Here is a 14,157-nt window from a genome sequence, read left to right on the forward strand (position 1 = left end):
GATCAAGATCAAGATCAAGATCAACAGCAACAGCAACAGCAACAGCAACAGCAACAGCAACAGCAACAGCAACAGCACAGTACAGTTTTGCCTTGTTATTTCCGTTGACTGTACCGGCCGGTGACTCCGCATAATGACGCCTCGAATTCACCCGGAGGTGGCATGAGCAAGACAGTCCTGGTACTGGTGGAAACCGTCGACGATTACCTGCCCATGCTGGAGCAGGCCGGTTACCACCTGATCCGTGCCCCTTCGCCGCAACTGCGCGCCGATGCCATTCATCGCCACGCCGAAGAAATCGATGCGGTACTCACCCGTGGGCCGCTGGGGCTATCCGCCACCGAAATTGACGCATTACCCAGATTGCAGATCATCTGCGTGATCGGCGCCGGCTACGAGCAGGTCGACCTGGCCGCCGCCGCCGCACGCGGCATAACCGTCACCAATGGCGCCGGGGCCAATGCCGCAGCCGTCGCCGACCACACCCTGGCCCTGCTGCTGGCGCTGCTGCGCGACATCCCCCGTGCCGATGCCAGCACGCGGCGCGGTGAATGGAACCGGGTGATCAGCCCCTCGGTGAGCGGCAAACGCCTGGGCATTCTCGGCCTCGGCGCAGTAGGGCTGGCAATCGCCAAGCGGGCCCACTTGGGCTTCGACATGCACGTCAGCTACCACAGCCGCACAGCACGCCAGGATGTGCCCTATGCCTGGTACGACAGCCCCCGACACTTGGCTGAAGCCGTCGACATCCTGGTGGTGGCCACCCCCGGTGGCGCCAACACCCGGCATCTGGTCGATGCCCACGTCCTTCAGGCCCTGGGGGCTGTCGGCTATCTGGTGAACATCGCCCGTGCCAGCGTGGTCGACACCCAGGCCCTGATTGCTGCATTGCAGCGTGGCCAGCTGGCTGGCGCCGCGCTGGATGTATTCGATGACGAGCCGACAGTGCCCGATGCACTCAAGGCCTTGCCCAACACCGTGCTCACACCCCACGTGGCTGGCCAGTCGCCAGAAGCCGCGCGCGACACGGTGGACTTGGTGCTGCGCAACCTGCAGGCGTTCTTTGCCGGTGAGCCAGTTTTGACCCCGGTACGCCCTTAACCCTTTTTCCAGATATCTGCCTGGCAGCGCCCGGGCAACAAGGAGTGTGTGCATGCAACTCGAAATCTTCCAGGTCGATGCCTTTTCCACTGAACCGTTCGGTGGCAACCCGGCCGCAGTGATCCCGCTGGACAGCTGGCTGCCGGACGATGTGCTGCAGCGCATCGCTGAAGAAAACAACCTGTCAGAAACAGCCTACTTCGTGCGCAAAGGCGAAACGTTCGACCTGCGTTGGTTCACCCCCACCGTGGAAGTCGACCTGTGCGGCCATGCTACCTTGGCCTCGGCTTACGTGCTGTTCGAGCAACTGGGTGAGCAGGCGCAAGTGCTTCGCTTCAATACCCGCAGTGGCGAGTTGCGCGTCAGCCGTGGCGCTGATGGCCTGCTGGCCATGGACTTCCCCGCCAAACAACCCGTAGCGGTCGACATGCCAGCGGGCCTTTTGCAGGCGCTGGGCTTGAGCCAGGCGAAGGCGGTGTACCTTAGCGACGATTATGTCGTGGTGATCGATGACGCCATGCTGCTCGAAACGTTGAAACCAGACTTTGTTGCGCTGTCGGCCTTCGACGTCCGTGGCATTGCCGTGACCGCGGCAGGGCGTGGCTTTGACTTCGTCACCCGCTGGTTCGGCCCGCGGGTTGGTGTGAATGAAGACCCGGTAACCGGTTCGGCACACACCTCGCTGGCGCCGTTGTGGGCCCAAAGGCTGGGCAAGAACGTGCTGAGCTGCGAGCAGGGCGGGGCACGCAAAGGGCAGTTGCAGTGCGAAGTGCCGGGCAATGGCCGCGTGATTATCAGTGGGCGGGCGGCGTTGTACCTGCGGGGCAATGTGTACATCTAGTACGGCGTGCGATGCCCTGGCGGGCTTCTATAATTGCAGGCCCATCTTTCCGTTCAAGGAGCCACCCATGGCCCTGGAAAAACACGGCACCTGCCTGTGCGGCGACACGCGGCTGACGGTCACCGTCGACAATACCCATATCAGCGCTTGTCATTGCAGCATGTGCCGCAAGTGGACCGGCGGCCCGCTGCTGGTGGTGCACTGCAGCAAGCCTCCGCTGATCGAGGGGCGTGCGCCGAGCGTCTATGATTCGTCCGACTGGGCCCAGCGTGCTTTCTGTGGCCGCTGTGGTACGCACCTGTACTACCGGCTCAAGGCCAACGACTTCCATGCCGTGCCGGTCGGCCTACTCGATGGCGACCAAGCCTGGGATTTCGACCTGCAGATCTTCGTCGAAGAGAAACCCGCGTGGTACTGCTTCGCCAATCAGACCAAGGAGCTGTCCGGCCAAGAGGTGTTCGAGCAGAACAGCTGATTCAACGTCATATCTGTACGGAGGCATTCCGTCGGCGAATGCCTCCGTACAATTCTGCGTGAACTTGCCAAACCGGTGCATTCCTGAGAAAAGGGCGGTTTTGTTTTTCAGCGTTTGGAGTGTACCCGTGAGCCAAGAACTGCAGATCATCGACCTGGTCGAGGGAGACGGCAAAGCCGCCGTCAAAGGTGCCCTGATCACCACCCAGTACACCGGCTGGCTGGCCGATGGCAGCGAGTTCGACTCGTCCTGGTCGCGCGGTAAGCCGTTCCAGTGCGTGATCGGTACCGGCAGGGTAATCAAAGGCTGGGACCAAGGCCTGATGGGCATGCGCGTTGGCGGCAAGCGCAAGCTGCAGGTACCGGCACACCTGGGGTATGGCGAACGCAGCGTAGGGAAGATCCCGCCGAATTCGGACCTGACCTTCGAGATCGAACTGCTGGAAGTGCTCACGCGGGATGATTGAGTGGTCACGTTGCAACCCGAGGTTCTTGCACCTTACACAATTGCGCAACACCCAGCCCCTAACCTAGGCCTTGCCTAGGGAACGGCAATCACCTCCAGGGAGGAACCAAACGGGTTCGGGGCACTCTGACCCTCACGCGTTGCCAAGGATGGCATTCACTGCACGGGCGCCCTGCAACTGGCCGGGCGATGTGGCGGGTAAACCCGATATTCTCTGCCACACGAGCCTGCCTTGATGAAGTTGCCAACATTCTTTCGCCGTCGCCGTCACTTGCTGCTGAGCCTGGTGCTCACTGCCATCGCCGCGCCGTTGGCGCTGGAGGCTGTCGAAAGCCGGGCACAACCGGTGGATGGCACCCAGACCCTGGTGTTTCTGCGTCATGGCGAGAAGCCGGGCGAGGGGCTCGGGCAGTTGAACTGCCAAGGCCTCAACCGTGCGCTGGACCTGGCCACTGTACTGCCCGAGCGCTTCGGCAAGGCCGACTATGTGTTTGCCGCCAACCCCACGCGGCATGTCGAGGAAGGCAGCCGGGACGAAAGCTACAGCTATATCCGCCCATTGATGACCATCACCCCCAGTGCCATCCGCCTCGGCTTGCCGGTGAATATCGACTACGGCGCCAACGACACCGCCGAACTGGCCGATGAGTTGCTGAGCGACAAATACCGCAATGCGACCATCTACACGGCCTGGTCCCACGGCTACCTGCCGGAACTGATCAACACCGTGGCCGGCAAGGCCCTGGGGGAGGAGCGGGTGATCACCGAGGACTGGAGCGGCGAAGACTTCGACACCCTCTACGTATTGACCCTGACCTGGCGCGATGGCAAGGCCAGCCTGCTGAGCCGCAATGTGCGCCAGGGCCTGAATGACGGTGCGCATAGCTGCCCGACCTGATCCGCTGGTACTGTTTGGCAAGGAAGCCGGAACAGGGATGAGCGATGAAGCAGCGGGTAACAGTGATCGGTGGTGGAGTGGTGGGCCTGGCGACGGCTTACGCGCTGGTGCGGGAAGGGTGGTCGGTTGACCTGATCGAGGCCCGCGACAGCCTGGCGTCGGCCACCAGCTTCGCCAATGGCGGGCAATTGTCCTATCGCTATGTAGCGCCGCTGGCTGATGCCGGGGTGCCGTGGCAGGCGCTGGGCTGGCTGTTGCAGGGCGAGTCGCCATTGCGCCTGCGCTTGCGCATGGACCCGGCCCAGTGGCGCTGGCTGCTGGCATTCACCCTGGCTTGCCGGCGTAGCGTCAATCGCCGTAATGCCGGGCAATTGCTTGAGCTGGCGATGTGCAGCCAGGCCGTTCTGGCGCAATGGCGCGAAGACCATAACCTGGGGGATTTCGCCTGGCGGCGCAATGGCAAGCTGGTGGCTTTTCGCAGTGAGCGGGCCTTTGCCCAAGGCCGGGAACAGTTGACGGACCCAGCCAGTCAGCAGGTGTTGGCGGCTGCCGAGCTGCGCGGGCTGGAGCCTGCCCTGGATGGCGCACCGTTTGTGGGTGGCGTGTTCACGGCGGGCGAAGAGGTTGGCGATTGCCACGTGTTTTGCTTGCGGCTGGAGGCGCTGTTGCGCGCGTCGGGCCAGTGCCGTTTCCTGCTTGGCCGGCCGGTGACGCAATTGGTTCAGCGCCAGGGCCAGGTCGTGGCACTGCAACTGGGCGATCAGCAGCTGGACGTGGAGCAGTTGGTGCTGTGTGCCGGGCATCGCGGCCCAGGCTTGGCATTACCGGGGGTGCAGATACCGGTATACCCGTTGAAGGGCTACAGCCTGACCGCACCGATCAGCGCCGGGCACCTGCCCCCGGAGGTGAGCCTTACCGACTATGAGCGCAAGATCGTCTATGCACGCCTGGGGCAGCAGCTGCGGGTAGCGGCGATGGTGGACATTGTCGGCTTCGACGAGTCGGTGGACATGCGCCGTTTGCAGAGCATGCGGCGGCTGGCGCTGGAGACGCTGCCAAGGGCGGCGGATTATGGCCAGGCGGTGGAATGGGCGGGGATGCGACCAGCGACACCGACCGGGGTGCCGATCATAGGTGGGACGGTGTACCGCAACCTGTGGCTGAACCTGGGGCATGGGGCGTTGGGATTCACCTTGGCCTGTGGCAGTGCGCAGCGTCTGGCCAGGATGATGCGTTAAGCGGGCCGGCCTCTTCGCGGCTAAAGCCGCTCCTACGAGGACCCCACGGTATTCAGGCTTGTGCTGGTCCGGTAGGAGCGGCTTCAGCCGCGAAGTGGCCGGTACAGGCGAAGGATGTCTAGCGGCCGAAGCGCATCGGCCATCCCACCACTTTCTTCGCCCGTGGCGTCGCATAGGTGCGCACTTTGGACGTGCTCAAACCCATGCGCACCAGCGATTCGGCAATGGTCACCGCTGCACTCACACCATCCACCACCGGCACGCCGGTGCGTTGGCGAATCTGCTCGTCCAGCCCGGCCATGCCGCCACAACCCAGGCAGATCACCTCGGCCTTGTCGTCGCGCACGGCGCGTTCGGCCTGCTCGACAATCGCCTCTACGGCCCGCAGCGGGTCGGCTTCCAGTTCCAGCACCGCCAGCCCGCTGGCTCGCACCGAGGCGCAGCGGTCATACAGGCCCGAGAGCTTCAGGCGGTCCTCGATCAGTGGCACGGTGCGGTCGAGCGTGGTTACTACGGAATAGGCGTGGCCCAGGTACATTGCCGTGCTGGCGGCGGCGTCGGTAATGTCCACCACAGGCACGTTGAGCAGTTCCTGCAGGCCTTCGCGGCCATGCTCGCCATAACCGGCCTGGATCACGGCATCGTAAGGCCCTTCAAAGGCCAGTACCCGGTCCATCACCGCGATGGCCGCGAGGTAGCTCTCGAAATTGCCCTCCACCGATTCGGCGCCAAACCAGGGTGTCAGGCCGACGATTTCGGTACCGGGTGCGGCCACCGCACGGGCCTGTTCGGCAATGGCGTGGGTGATGGCTTCGGTAGTGTTGACGTTGGCGATCAGAATACGCATGGGCAGTCCTCCCTGACTAATGGCTGCTGTGGTCGACGGCGATGCACTCGCCGCTGACGTCGTGGTAATGGCGGTTACGTGGCGCGATCAGCAGGTACAGGGCGGCGGCGATGCCGGCACCGATCAGCCAGGAGAACGGCGCGATACCCTGGAAGTTGGGCACCAGGGCCAGCACGATGGCCAGCAGTGCGGCCGGCACGAAGGCGGCCACGGCGCGCAGGTTGATGCCCTTGCTGTAGTGATAGGCGCCGGCCGGGTGCTCGGTATACAGCTCCGGCACGTTGATGCAGCCTTTGCGCAGCAACCAGTAGTCGGACATGATCACGCCGTACAGCGGGCCGAGCAGGGCGCCCAGGCCCGACAGGAAGTACACGATCACCAGCGGGCTGTTGTACAGGTTCCAGGGCAGGATCAGCACCGCCAGGGTGGCGCTGATCAGCCCGGCACGGCGGAAGTTCAGGTGGCGCGGCGCCAGGTTGCTGAGTACGAAGGCCGGGGCGACGAAGTTGGCCATGATGTTCACCGCCACGGTGACGATCAGGAAGGCCAGGCAGCCGAGCACCAGGAATGGCGTGCTGGGTATGGCGGCAACGATCTGCGTCGGGCTGTCGATGATCTGGCCGTTGATCTGGAATTGCGCGCCGCACAGCACCACGGTGATCACGGCGAATACCAGGATGTTTACCGGCAGGCCCCAGAAGTTGCCGACGCGGATGGTCTTGCGGCAAGGCGAGGAGCGGGCGAAGTCACAGAAGTTCAGCACCAGGGTGCCGTAGATCGCCAGCCACAGTGCGCCGCCGGCAAAGATGTTGCGCCACATCTCGTAGCCGGTCAGCGGGGTAGCCACCGACCAGGCAATGCGCGCGTCGGCCTTGAAGTACATGAACACCGCCAGTGCGGCGACGGTCAGCAGGATCACAGGCCCGGCAAAGGCCTCGTAACGGCGCACCATCTCCATGCCGTAGGCCAGGATCACCAGCTGCACCAGCCAGATCGACACGAAACACACCCAGCCCAGGCTGGACAGGCCGAGGATGCTGTCGTGATCGTAGGCTGCCAGTTGCGGCCACACGGCGGTGAGCAGCACCCGCAGCACCACCGATGCCAGGTAGGTCTGGATGCCGAACCAGGCGATGGCGATGACGGCACGGATCAAAGCCGGGATCTGCGCGCCATGGATGCCGAAGGCAATGCGGCTGATGACTGGGAACGGTACCCCGGTTTTCTGCCCCATGTAACCCGACAGGTTCATGAAGAAGTACACCAGTGCCGCGCCGATGGCCAGCGACAGCAGAATTTGCCAGCCGCCCAGGCCGAGGGCGAACAAGCCCATGGCGAACGAATAGTTGGCGATATTGTGCACATCGTTTGTCCACAGCGCGAAGATGCTGTAGCCGCCCCAGCGACGGCCTTCCATACGCGTTGGCGCCAGGTCGCGGTTATGCAGGCGCGGGCTGAGAACAAGGTCCGGCTGGTGGCCGGCAAGCGTGGACGCGGGGTGTGTGCTGGCGACGGATAGTTCAGGGGCAAGGTCGAGGCTGCTACTCATTCCGGCGGGCTCCTGATGCACTTGGACTGCGATGAGCGGGCATGCGCACGGGCTCGCCATCTCGTCGGTGCAGCGTTGGCATCACAGGGTTGTGGGCGCGGCGGCTGACATTGGGTCGGCGTCGCGGATTCTTGTGTATCTATGTTTTGTTTAAGTTGTATACAAAACACGAACACACAAAAGCGAGTTCCATGCCAAGGGAAGAGCAGGTTTCAACAGGCGATGATTTCGAACTTATCTTGTTAAAAGGTAAGTTAATGAAATACAGAGAATATAAGTTGACCGTATGAACAAGTTTAAATTTTTGAAAGATTGATTAGTTGATCATTTGGTCAAAATAAAGGGAGGAAAGTGTGTAACGAATTGGGGCGCTACTGAAGAAAGTGCACACAAAAATGGCACCTATGGTTACGTTTTTGTGTACAAAAAATAGTCAGCTTTTCCTGTGCTGGCCTCTTCGCGAGCACGACTGCGAGGAGGCCAGTACAGGGGCCGATCAATCCATTGGCGGCAACCGCCGCTTGACCGGGGTCTTCTTGATGATCGCGGTATTGGTCTCAGCCAGCACATTCATGAGGTCGAGCAGCGTGTCCAACTGCTCCATCGAGCGCACATGTAGTCGGGCTATGAAGCAGTCCTCGCCAATGACCTTGTCGCATTCGGTGAACTCAGGGATGGCAATGATCTGGCGCTCCACTTCTTGCAGCTTCCCCGGCAACGGACGGATACGCACGATCGCCTGCAACTGGTAGCCAAAGGCGCGTGGGTCGACCTCCACGGTATAGCCGCGCAGCACGCCACGCTCTTCCAGCCGCCGCAGGCGCTCGCTGACGCTGGGTGCGGACAGCCCGCTGACCTGCGCCAGAGCCTTGAGCGAGCGGCGCGAGTCCTCCATCAGTGCGTTGATCAATAATTGGTCAATGGCATCGGTCATGCTCACCTCATCAGGTAATTCGTGTTATCTGCCTTGATAGTAAAGGCAGGTTGGCAAAAACGCCTTGGTTATCCGCTGGATGGCCCGCCTTCAGCCTTTGCATACTGTGGCCATTATCAAAGGGAGGTTTGAGATGGACAGTTCATTGCGCCGCGGCTCGCTGGAAATGGTGGCCGCCATGCTGATTTCCGGGACCATTGGCTGGTTCGTGCTGGTGTCCGGCCAGCCGGTGCTGGATGTGGTGTTCTGGCGCTGCGTGTTCGGTGCCGTGACCTTGCTGGCGATTTGCGCCGCGTTTGGCTTTCTGCGCCCAGGCGTGATCAGCCGCACGGCATTTTTGCTGGCGATTGCCAGCGGGGTGGCCATTGTCGGCAACTGGCTGCTGTTGTTCGCTTCGTACGCACGGGCGTCGATTGCCATTGGCACGGCGGTGTACAACGTGCAGCCGTTCATGCTGGTGGGGCTGGCGGCGCTGTTTCTGGGCGAAAAGATCACGTTGGCCAAGGTGACCTGGTTGAGTGTGGCGTTCCTCGGCATGCTGGCCATCGTCAGTGCCCACGGCGCTGGGCAAAGTAATGGCGAGGACTATCTGCTGGGGATTGCCCTGGCGCTGGGGGCGGCGTTTCTGTATGCAATCGCGGCCTTGATCATCAAGCGCCTGAGTGGCACGCCCCCGCACCTGATTGCGTTGATTCAGGTAACCACGGGTGTGTTGCTGCTGGCGCCATGGGTCACGCTTGGCGGGTTGCCGGTCGAAGTGCCGGCGTTGGCCAGCTTGTTGACACTGGGGATGGTGCACACCGGCCTGATGTATGTGCTGTTGTACAGCGCCATCCAGCGTTTGCCCACGGCCTTGACCGGTGCGCTGTCGTTCATTTACCCGATTGCGGCAATTCTGGTGGACTGGGTGGCGTTCGGGCACCGCCTGGCGCCGCTGCAGTGGCTGGGCGTGGGGTTGATCCTGCTGGCGGCAGCGGGCATGCAGCAGGGGTGGTGGTTCCGCTCGGCGCGCCATCCTGTAGGCGCGGGTTTACCCGCGAAGAGGCCCGCAAGGTAGAATGCCGCTTTTTGCCAGCCTGCGATCCGCCATGACCTCGCCCATCGACACCCTTGAGCAACACCTGCTTGCCGCCCTTGACCCTGCACCACGGGAAACCCGCCGCCTGTTTCACGGGCGCGGCCGCTGCTGGCAGGGCCTGGAGCAGGTCACCGTCGACTGGCTGCAGGGCGTGCTGTCGGTCGCCTTGTTCCGTGAGCCGCCCGAGGGCCAGCTCGCCGAACTGGAAGCCATGCTGCGCAGCTTGGCCGAGCGCCCGCAGTGGACGGGTCAGGCAGTCATCATCCAGCACCGCTACCTGCCCGACAGCCCGGGCCAGTGGCTGCTGGGCGAGCCGTGCCAGCAACGCGAAGTGATCGAGGACGGCCTGACCTACCTGCTGGACCTGGGCGTGCGGCAAAACAATGGCCTGTTCCTCGACATGCGCTATGGCCGCCGCTGGGTGCGCGAGCAGGCGGCGGGCAAGCGCGTGCTGAACCTGTTCGCCTATACCTGCGGCTTTTCCGTGGCAGCGATTGCCGGTGGCGCTGAGCAGGTGGTGAACCTGGACATGGCCAAGTCGGCCCTGTCGCGGGGCCGGGACAACCATCGCCTCAATGGCCACGATGCATCACGGGTGGCGTATCTGGGGCATGAACTGTTCAAGTCGTGGGGCAAGGTGCGTAAGTACGGGCCTTATGACCTGATCATCATCGACCCGCCGACCTTCCAGCGTGGCAGCTTTGTGCTGACCCAGGATTACGCAAAGATCCTGCGGCGTTTGCCGGAGTTGTTGAGCGAAGGCGGGACGGTGCTGGCGTGTGTCAACGACCCGGGGATCGGGCCTGAGTTTCTGATTGAAGGCATGGCAGAGCAGGCGCCTTCGTTGGCTTATGTCGAGCGCCTGGAAAACCCGCCGGAGTTTCCGGACGTTGACCCGGCGGGGGGGCTGAAGGCCTTGGTGTTCCGCCGGGTTTGATGTTGCTTGTGCGTTACTGACCGGTATAGATCTGGTCAAACACCCCACCATCATTGAAGTGGGTCTTCTGCACGGTACGCCAGTCACCGAAGGTTTTCTCCACCGACAGGAAGTCCACTTTCGGGAAGCGGTCGGTGTACTTGGCCAGTACCGTCGCATCACGCGGGCGCAGGTAGTTGTTGGCGGCGATCTCTTGGGCTGCTGGTGACCACAGGTACTTCAGGTATTCCTCGGCCACGGCCTGGGTGCCTTTCCGGGCCACTACCTTGTCGACCACCGTCACCGGTGGCTCGGCTTCGGCCGATACGCTTGGGTAGACCACTTCGAACTGGTCGCGGCCGAACTCGCGGGCGATCATCTCGGCTTCGTTCTCGAAGGTGACCAGCACGTCACCGATCTGGTTGGTCATGAACGTGGTAGTGGCGGCGCGGCCACCGGTGTCCAGCACGGGTGCCTGCTTGAACAGCTTGCCGACGAAGTCGCGGGCTTTGCTTTCATCGCCGCCTTGCTTGAGTACGTAGCCCCAGGCCGACAGGTAGGTATAGCGGCCATTACCCGAGGTTTTCGGGTTGGGCACAATCACCTGGACACCGTCCTTGAGCAGGTCGGGCCAGTCTTTGAGGGCTTTCGGGTTGCCCTTGCGCACGATGAACACAGTGGCCGAGGTGAACGGCGCGCTGTTGTTCGGCAGGCGGGTGACCCAGTTGTCGGGCACCAGCTTGCCGTTGTCTGCCAGGGCGTTGATGTCGGTGGCCATGTTCATGGTGATGACATCGGCCGGCAGGCCATCGATCACTGCACGGGCCTGCTTGCTCGAGCCGCCGAAGGACATCTGCACGTTGACCTTCTCGTTGTGCTCGGCTTCCCAGTGCTTCTGGAAGGCCGGGTTGTAGTCCTTGTAGAAGTCGCGCATCACGTCGTAGGAAACGTTGAGCAGGGTGGGGGCGGCCTGGGCGAGGTTGCCCAAGGCCAGGCCTGCGGCGAGCAGCGAGGTGGTGAAGAGTTTTTTCACGTTGCTTCCTTGTTCTTGAAGGGTGTTGGGGCAGATTGCCAGCGACTATAACGGGTGGGTTTACACGGGTTAAAGAACAAAAAATGCTTTGGTTATGCTTCTGCCTGTGCCGGCCTCTTCGCGGGTAAACCCGCTCCTACGGGGGACCGCGCACGGTCCCGGCCTGTTGGTAGGAGCGGGTTTACCCGCGAAGAGGCCGGCGCAGGCGATATCACGCTTTGGGAAACAACCCATTCCCACAGCGAGAACAGAACGCCGCCCCCTGCTCGTGGGTCTTCTTGTGGCAGGTCGGGCAATCATGCTGCAGCTGCTCCCCACGCATGGCATTGGCCAGCTCGGCGGTAAAGATGCCGGTCGGCACGGCAATGATCGAGTAACCGGTAATCATCACCAGCGACGACAGCACCTGCCCCAGCGGGGTCTTCGGCACGATGTCGCCAAAGCCCACTGTGGTCAGGGTAACGATGGCCCAGTAGATGCCTTTGGGGATGCTGGTAAAGCCATGCTCAGGCCCTTCGATCACGTACATCAGCGTGCCGAACACGGTCACCAGCGTCGATACCGTCACCAGGAACACGATGATCTTCTGCTTGCTGCCGCGCAGCGCCTCCATCAGGTAATGGGCCTGCTTTAGGTACGGGCTGAGCTTGAGTACACGGAAGATCCGCAGCATCCGGATGACCCGGATGATGAGCAGGTACTGGGCGTCGCTGTAGTACAGCGCGAGGATCCCCGGCACGATCGCCAGTAAATCGACCAGGCCGTAGAAACTGAAGGCATAGCGCAACGGCTTGGGCGAGCAGTACAGGCGGGTGATGTATTCGGCCAGGAAGATCGCGGTAAAGCCCCACTCGATGCCGGCCAGCAGGCCGGCGTAGCCTTGGTGCACCTCGTCGATGCTGTCGAGAATGACGGTGACCAGGCTGGCCAGGATGATCAGCAGGAGGATCTTGTCGAAGCGGCGACCGGCTACGGTGTCGGTCTGGAAGACCATGATGTAGAGGCGTTCGCGTAAAGGCAGAGGTGCGGTCATGAAGTGCAGGTTCCGAAAGCTTGAGATGCAAGACTAGATGCACAGGGCCTGCTACGGAAAGGTGAATCATGTCACCTGCTAAAAATGCCAGTACTAAGGTTCTCGTCGAGGCCTCAGTATAAGACTGGGTATTTCATTGACAGCGAGGCGGGAAATGAACGACCAGTCAAAAGCAGTAAGCCGGCAGCGTTTGGGGCACACTTTGTTAGCTTACACACCATTTGGTTTTTTACAGTGCATCGAGAGCGCAACGCGCTTGGCGTTCAATGGGCAGTGGTTGGAGAGAGGAACGCAGGGGTATCTGCTGGGCAGTGGGAAGCGGCTGTTCAATCCTGCACTTATGCGTTTTTCCAGTCCAGACAGTTTGAGCCCCTTTGGCAGAGGTGGCGTGAATGCATACATGTATTGCGGTGGAGATCCTGTGAACCATACCGACCCCTCAGGCAACGCAGGAGTAAAAACCGGTTTCGGTAAGTTCATGAAGCAGAAGAATGTGAACTTGGCGCAGCGGACGAGAGCCAAGAAGTTCTTACGCGAGCCGATGCAGGCGATTGCCGAGCAGAAAGGAACGTTTAGATTTACGGTAAAGGTAGGTTCATCTTATATTGAGGTGAATGTAGTGGACGGGAGCTTCTCTTATGCGTCTAGAACCAGTTTCGATTTGCTGTCGAATCCTGCTAAATACCAAAAAAATGGCATTGAAGTGAGTCTCGATCATGTTCCTATGATGCCGGTTGGCAGGGGTTTTTCATCAACAATGGATCTTGTTCCTAAAGAAAAAACCAGCGCAATGCCACCGATTACTCCACAACACCCTCAACTACCGGCTGCAGGGGCGAATTTAAGAGCTAACTTGCCTATCGACGCGACGATTGATTCTTCTGAGGCTTAGCTGAGTAAACGCACTGTCACCTACATGCATTAACCAGCAGGCAACTACAAATGGTGCGATCAGCGCTGCCATAGGTAGAAGGCCGGACAGCGGTTGCGGCAGCAAGGCCAGGGCGTTCGCCAGCAGACCGGCTAGGGCAACAAACAGGGCGCCGCCGATCAGGTTGGGCGCGGTCAGCAGGATGGCCAGGGGGGTGTGCAGCAGCACCTGGCTGAAGCCGTTGAGTAACGCCGTGGCTCGATCGGGGCACGGGTTGACGAAATGTTTGGTGTACATGGGGCAGTCAGTGAGGTTGATGGGGGGCGGTGGGCCTCTTTGGGCCTCGGTTTTCCGCGGTCGGGTAGAGCGGTATTCGGGGAGGGCTTTGCCCTCCAATCGCGACACAAGGCCGCTCCCACAGGGATCGCATTTCCTTGTGCCAGCGCGGCCCTGTCGGAGCGGCCCGCGAATAGGCGGCGCAGGCGCTATCACGCTTTGGGAAACAACCCATTCCCACAGCGAGAACAGAACGCCGCCTCACCAGGAACACGATGTTCTTCTGCTTGCTGCCGCGCAGCGCCTCCATCAGGTAATGGGCCTGCTTGAGGTACGGGCTGAGCTTGAGTACAGATGGCGGCCAGTAAGCCGGCTTAGCTCTGGTGCACTTCGTCGATGCTGTCGAGGATCACCGTGACCAGGCTGGCCAGGATGATCAACAGCAGGATCTTGTCGAAGCGGCGACCGGCTAGGGTGTCGGTCTGGAAGACCATGATGTAGCGGGTTCCGAAGGCAAAGCGGAAAGCCTAGAGGGTCTTTGCCCAAGGCTGCAACGAATGAACTGTTAAAATTGCTAGTTCTCCGGATCGGATTGGCTGGGG

At 61.4% G+C, this 14,157-nt stretch carries 13 protein-coding genes and 3 pseudogenes; 9 read left to right on the top strand and 7 right to left on the bottom strand.

The window, feature by feature from the left end; genetic code table 11:
- The first annotated feature begins 162 nt into the window (after positions 1 to 162).
- The 6 genes from V7787_RS29090 to V7787_RS29115 all read left to right on the top strand — a co-directional run bounded on the left by V7787_RS29090 (position 163) and on the right by V7787_RS29115 (position 5,018).
- Complete coding sequence (locus tag V7787_RS29090; protein ID WP_064493263.1) at positions 163 to 1,101, top strand: 2-hydroxyacid dehydrogenase; 939 nt, start codon at positions 163 to 165, stop codon at positions 1,099 to 1,101.
- A 52-nt stretch (positions 1,102 to 1,153) separates the two neighbouring features.
- Positions 1,154 to 1,942 carry a PhzF family phenazine biosynthesis protein gene (locus tag V7787_RS29095; RefSeq protein WP_010955053.1) on the top strand — a complete coding sequence of 263 codons (789 nt, stop codon included), beginning with the start codon at positions 1,154 to 1,156 and terminating at the stop codon, positions 1,940 to 1,942.
- 67 nt (positions 1,943 to 2,009) lie between these two features.
- Entirely contained in the window at positions 2,010 to 2,417 is a 408-nt protein-coding gene (locus tag V7787_RS29100) for a GFA family protein (protein ID WP_004577113.1), read from the top strand.
- Between the two features lie 127 nt (positions 2,418 to 2,544).
- The gene (locus V7787_RS29105) at positions 2,545 to 2,883 is read left to right on the top strand and encodes an FKBP-type peptidyl-prolyl cis-trans isomerase (RefSeq protein ID WP_064493262.1); all 339 of its coding nucleotides are present in this window, start codon (positions 2,545 to 2,547) and stop codon (positions 2,881 to 2,883) included.
- A 234-nt stretch (positions 2,884 to 3,117) separates the two neighbouring features.
- Entirely contained in the window at positions 3,118 to 3,780 is a 663-nt protein-coding gene (locus V7787_RS29110) for a histidine phosphatase family protein (protein ID WP_064493261.1), read from the top strand.
- Positions 3,781 to 3,824: 44 nt separating this feature from the next.
- The gene (locus V7787_RS29115) at positions 3,825 to 5,018 is read left to right on the top strand and encodes a D-amino acid dehydrogenase (RefSeq protein ID WP_064493260.1); all 1,194 of its coding nucleotides are present in this window, start codon (positions 3,825 to 3,827) and stop codon (positions 5,016 to 5,018) included.
- A gap of 118 nt (positions 5,019 to 5,136) precedes the next feature.
- On the opposite strand, the gene V7787_RS29120 is transcribed toward V7787_RS29115, so the two are convergent.
- The 3 genes from V7787_RS29120 to V7787_RS29130 form a co-directional block, all read right to left on the bottom strand.
- Positions 5,137 to 5,865, bottom strand: coding sequence for an aspartate/glutamate racemase family protein (locus V7787_RS29120; protein ID WP_010955048.1), 729 nt, complete (start codon positions 5,863 to 5,865; stop codon positions 5,137 to 5,139).
- Between the two features lie 16 nt (positions 5,866 to 5,881).
- Positions 5,882 to 7,414 (bottom strand): NCS1 family nucleobase:cation symporter-1, encoded by a 1,533-nt coding sequence (locus V7787_RS29125; RefSeq protein WP_020193562.1) that lies wholly within the window; start codon positions 7,412 to 7,414, stop codon positions 5,882 to 5,884.
- 496 nt (positions 7,415 to 7,910) lie between these two features.
- Positions 7,911 to 8,348 carry an Lrp/AsnC family transcriptional regulator gene (locus V7787_RS29130; RefSeq protein WP_064493259.1) on the bottom strand — a complete coding sequence of 146 codons (438 nt, stop codon included), beginning with the start codon at positions 8,346 to 8,348 and terminating at the stop codon, positions 7,911 to 7,913.
- Between the two features lie 133 nt (positions 8,349 to 8,481).
- Here V7787_RS29130 and V7787_RS29135 point away from each other — a divergent pair, with 133 nt between their 5' ends.
- Both V7787_RS29135 and V7787_RS29140 read left to right on the top strand, forming a co-directional pair.
- Entirely contained in the window at positions 8,482 to 9,405 is a 924-nt protein-coding gene (locus V7787_RS29135; protein ID WP_010955046.1) for a DMT family transporter, read from the top strand.
- Between the two features lie 31 nt (positions 9,406 to 9,436).
- The gene (locus tag V7787_RS29140) at positions 9,437 to 10,363 is read left to right on the top strand and encodes a class I SAM-dependent methyltransferase (RefSeq protein ID WP_371928137.1); all 927 of its coding nucleotides are present in this window, start codon (positions 9,437 to 9,439) and stop codon (positions 10,361 to 10,363) included.
- Between the two features lie 13 nt (positions 10,364 to 10,376).
- Here V7787_RS29140 and V7787_RS29145 read toward each other — a convergent pair whose 3' ends face one another.
- Both V7787_RS29145 and V7787_RS29150 read right to left on the bottom strand, forming a co-directional pair.
- Positions 10,377 to 11,375, bottom strand: a complete 999-nt coding sequence (locus tag V7787_RS29145) for a sulfate ABC transporter substrate-binding protein (protein WP_064493257.1) — start codon at positions 11,373 to 11,375, stop codon at positions 10,377 to 10,379.
- A gap of 211 nt (positions 11,376 to 11,586) precedes the next feature.
- The gene (locus tag V7787_RS29150) at positions 11,587 to 12,408 is read right to left on the bottom strand and encodes an ion transporter (RefSeq protein ID WP_064493256.1); all 822 of its coding nucleotides are present in this window, start codon (positions 12,406 to 12,408) and stop codon (positions 11,587 to 11,589) included.
- Between the two features lie 154 nt (positions 12,409 to 12,562).
- Here V7787_RS29150 and V7787_RS29155 point away from each other — a divergent pair.
- A pseudogene (locus V7787_RS29155) lies at positions 12,563 to 12,856 on the top strand (RHS repeat-associated core domain-containing protein); the annotation flags it as partial.
- Between the two features lie 564 nt (positions 12,857 to 13,420).
- Here the strand turns inward: V7787_RS29155 and V7787_RS29160 are convergent.
- Positions 13,421 to 13,576 (bottom strand): annotated as a pseudogene (locus tag V7787_RS29160) (urea transporter); the annotation flags it as partial.
- A 217-nt stretch (positions 13,577 to 13,793) separates the two neighbouring features.
- A pseudogene (locus tag V7787_RS29165) lies at positions 13,794 to 14,049 on the bottom strand (hypothetical protein); the annotation flags it as partial.
- Between the last annotated feature and the right edge of the window lie 108 nt (positions 14,050 to 14,157).

The sequence above is a fragment of the Pseudomonas sp. CGJS7 genome, from assembly GCF_036961695.1.

Coding starts and splice junctions, on each gene's coding strand:
- V7787_RS29125 (WP_020193562.1), bottom strand. CDS start 7,414: ATGAGTAGCAGCCTCGACCTTGCCCCTGAACTATCCGTCGCCAGCACA.
- V7787_RS29115 (WP_064493260.1), top strand. CDS start 3,825: ATGAAGCAGCGGGTAACAGTGATCGGTGGTGGAGTGGTGGGCCTGGCG.
- V7787_RS29090 (WP_064493263.1), top strand. CDS start 163: ATGAGCAAGACAGTCCTGGTACTGGTGGAAACCGTCGACGATTACCTG.
- V7787_RS29130 (WP_064493259.1), bottom strand. CDS start 8,348: ATGACCGATGCCATTGACCAATTATTGATCAACGCACTGATGGAGGAC.
- V7787_RS29095 (WP_010955053.1), top strand. CDS start 1,154: ATGCAACTCGAAATCTTCCAGGTCGATGCCTTTTCCACTGAACCGTTC.
- V7787_RS29135 (WP_010955046.1), top strand. CDS start 8,482: ATGGACAGTTCATTGCGCCGCGGCTCGCTGGAAATGGTGGCCGCCATG.
- V7787_RS29140 (WP_371928137.1), top strand. CDS start 9,437: ATGACCTCGCCCATCGACACCCTTGAGCAACACCTGCTTGCCGCCCTT.
- V7787_RS29150 (WP_064493256.1), bottom strand. CDS start 12,408: ATGACCGCACCTCTGCCTTTACGCGAACGCCTCTACATCATGGTCTTC.
- V7787_RS29110 (WP_064493261.1), top strand. CDS start 3,118: ATGAAGTTGCCAACATTCTTTCGCCGTCGCCGTCACTTGCTGCTGAGC.
- V7787_RS29100 (WP_004577113.1), top strand. CDS start 2,010: ATGGCCCTGGAAAAACACGGCACCTGCCTGTGCGGCGACACGCGGCTG.
- V7787_RS29120 (WP_010955048.1), bottom strand. CDS start 5,865: ATGCGTATTCTGATCGCCAACGTCAACACTACCGAAGCCATCACCCAC.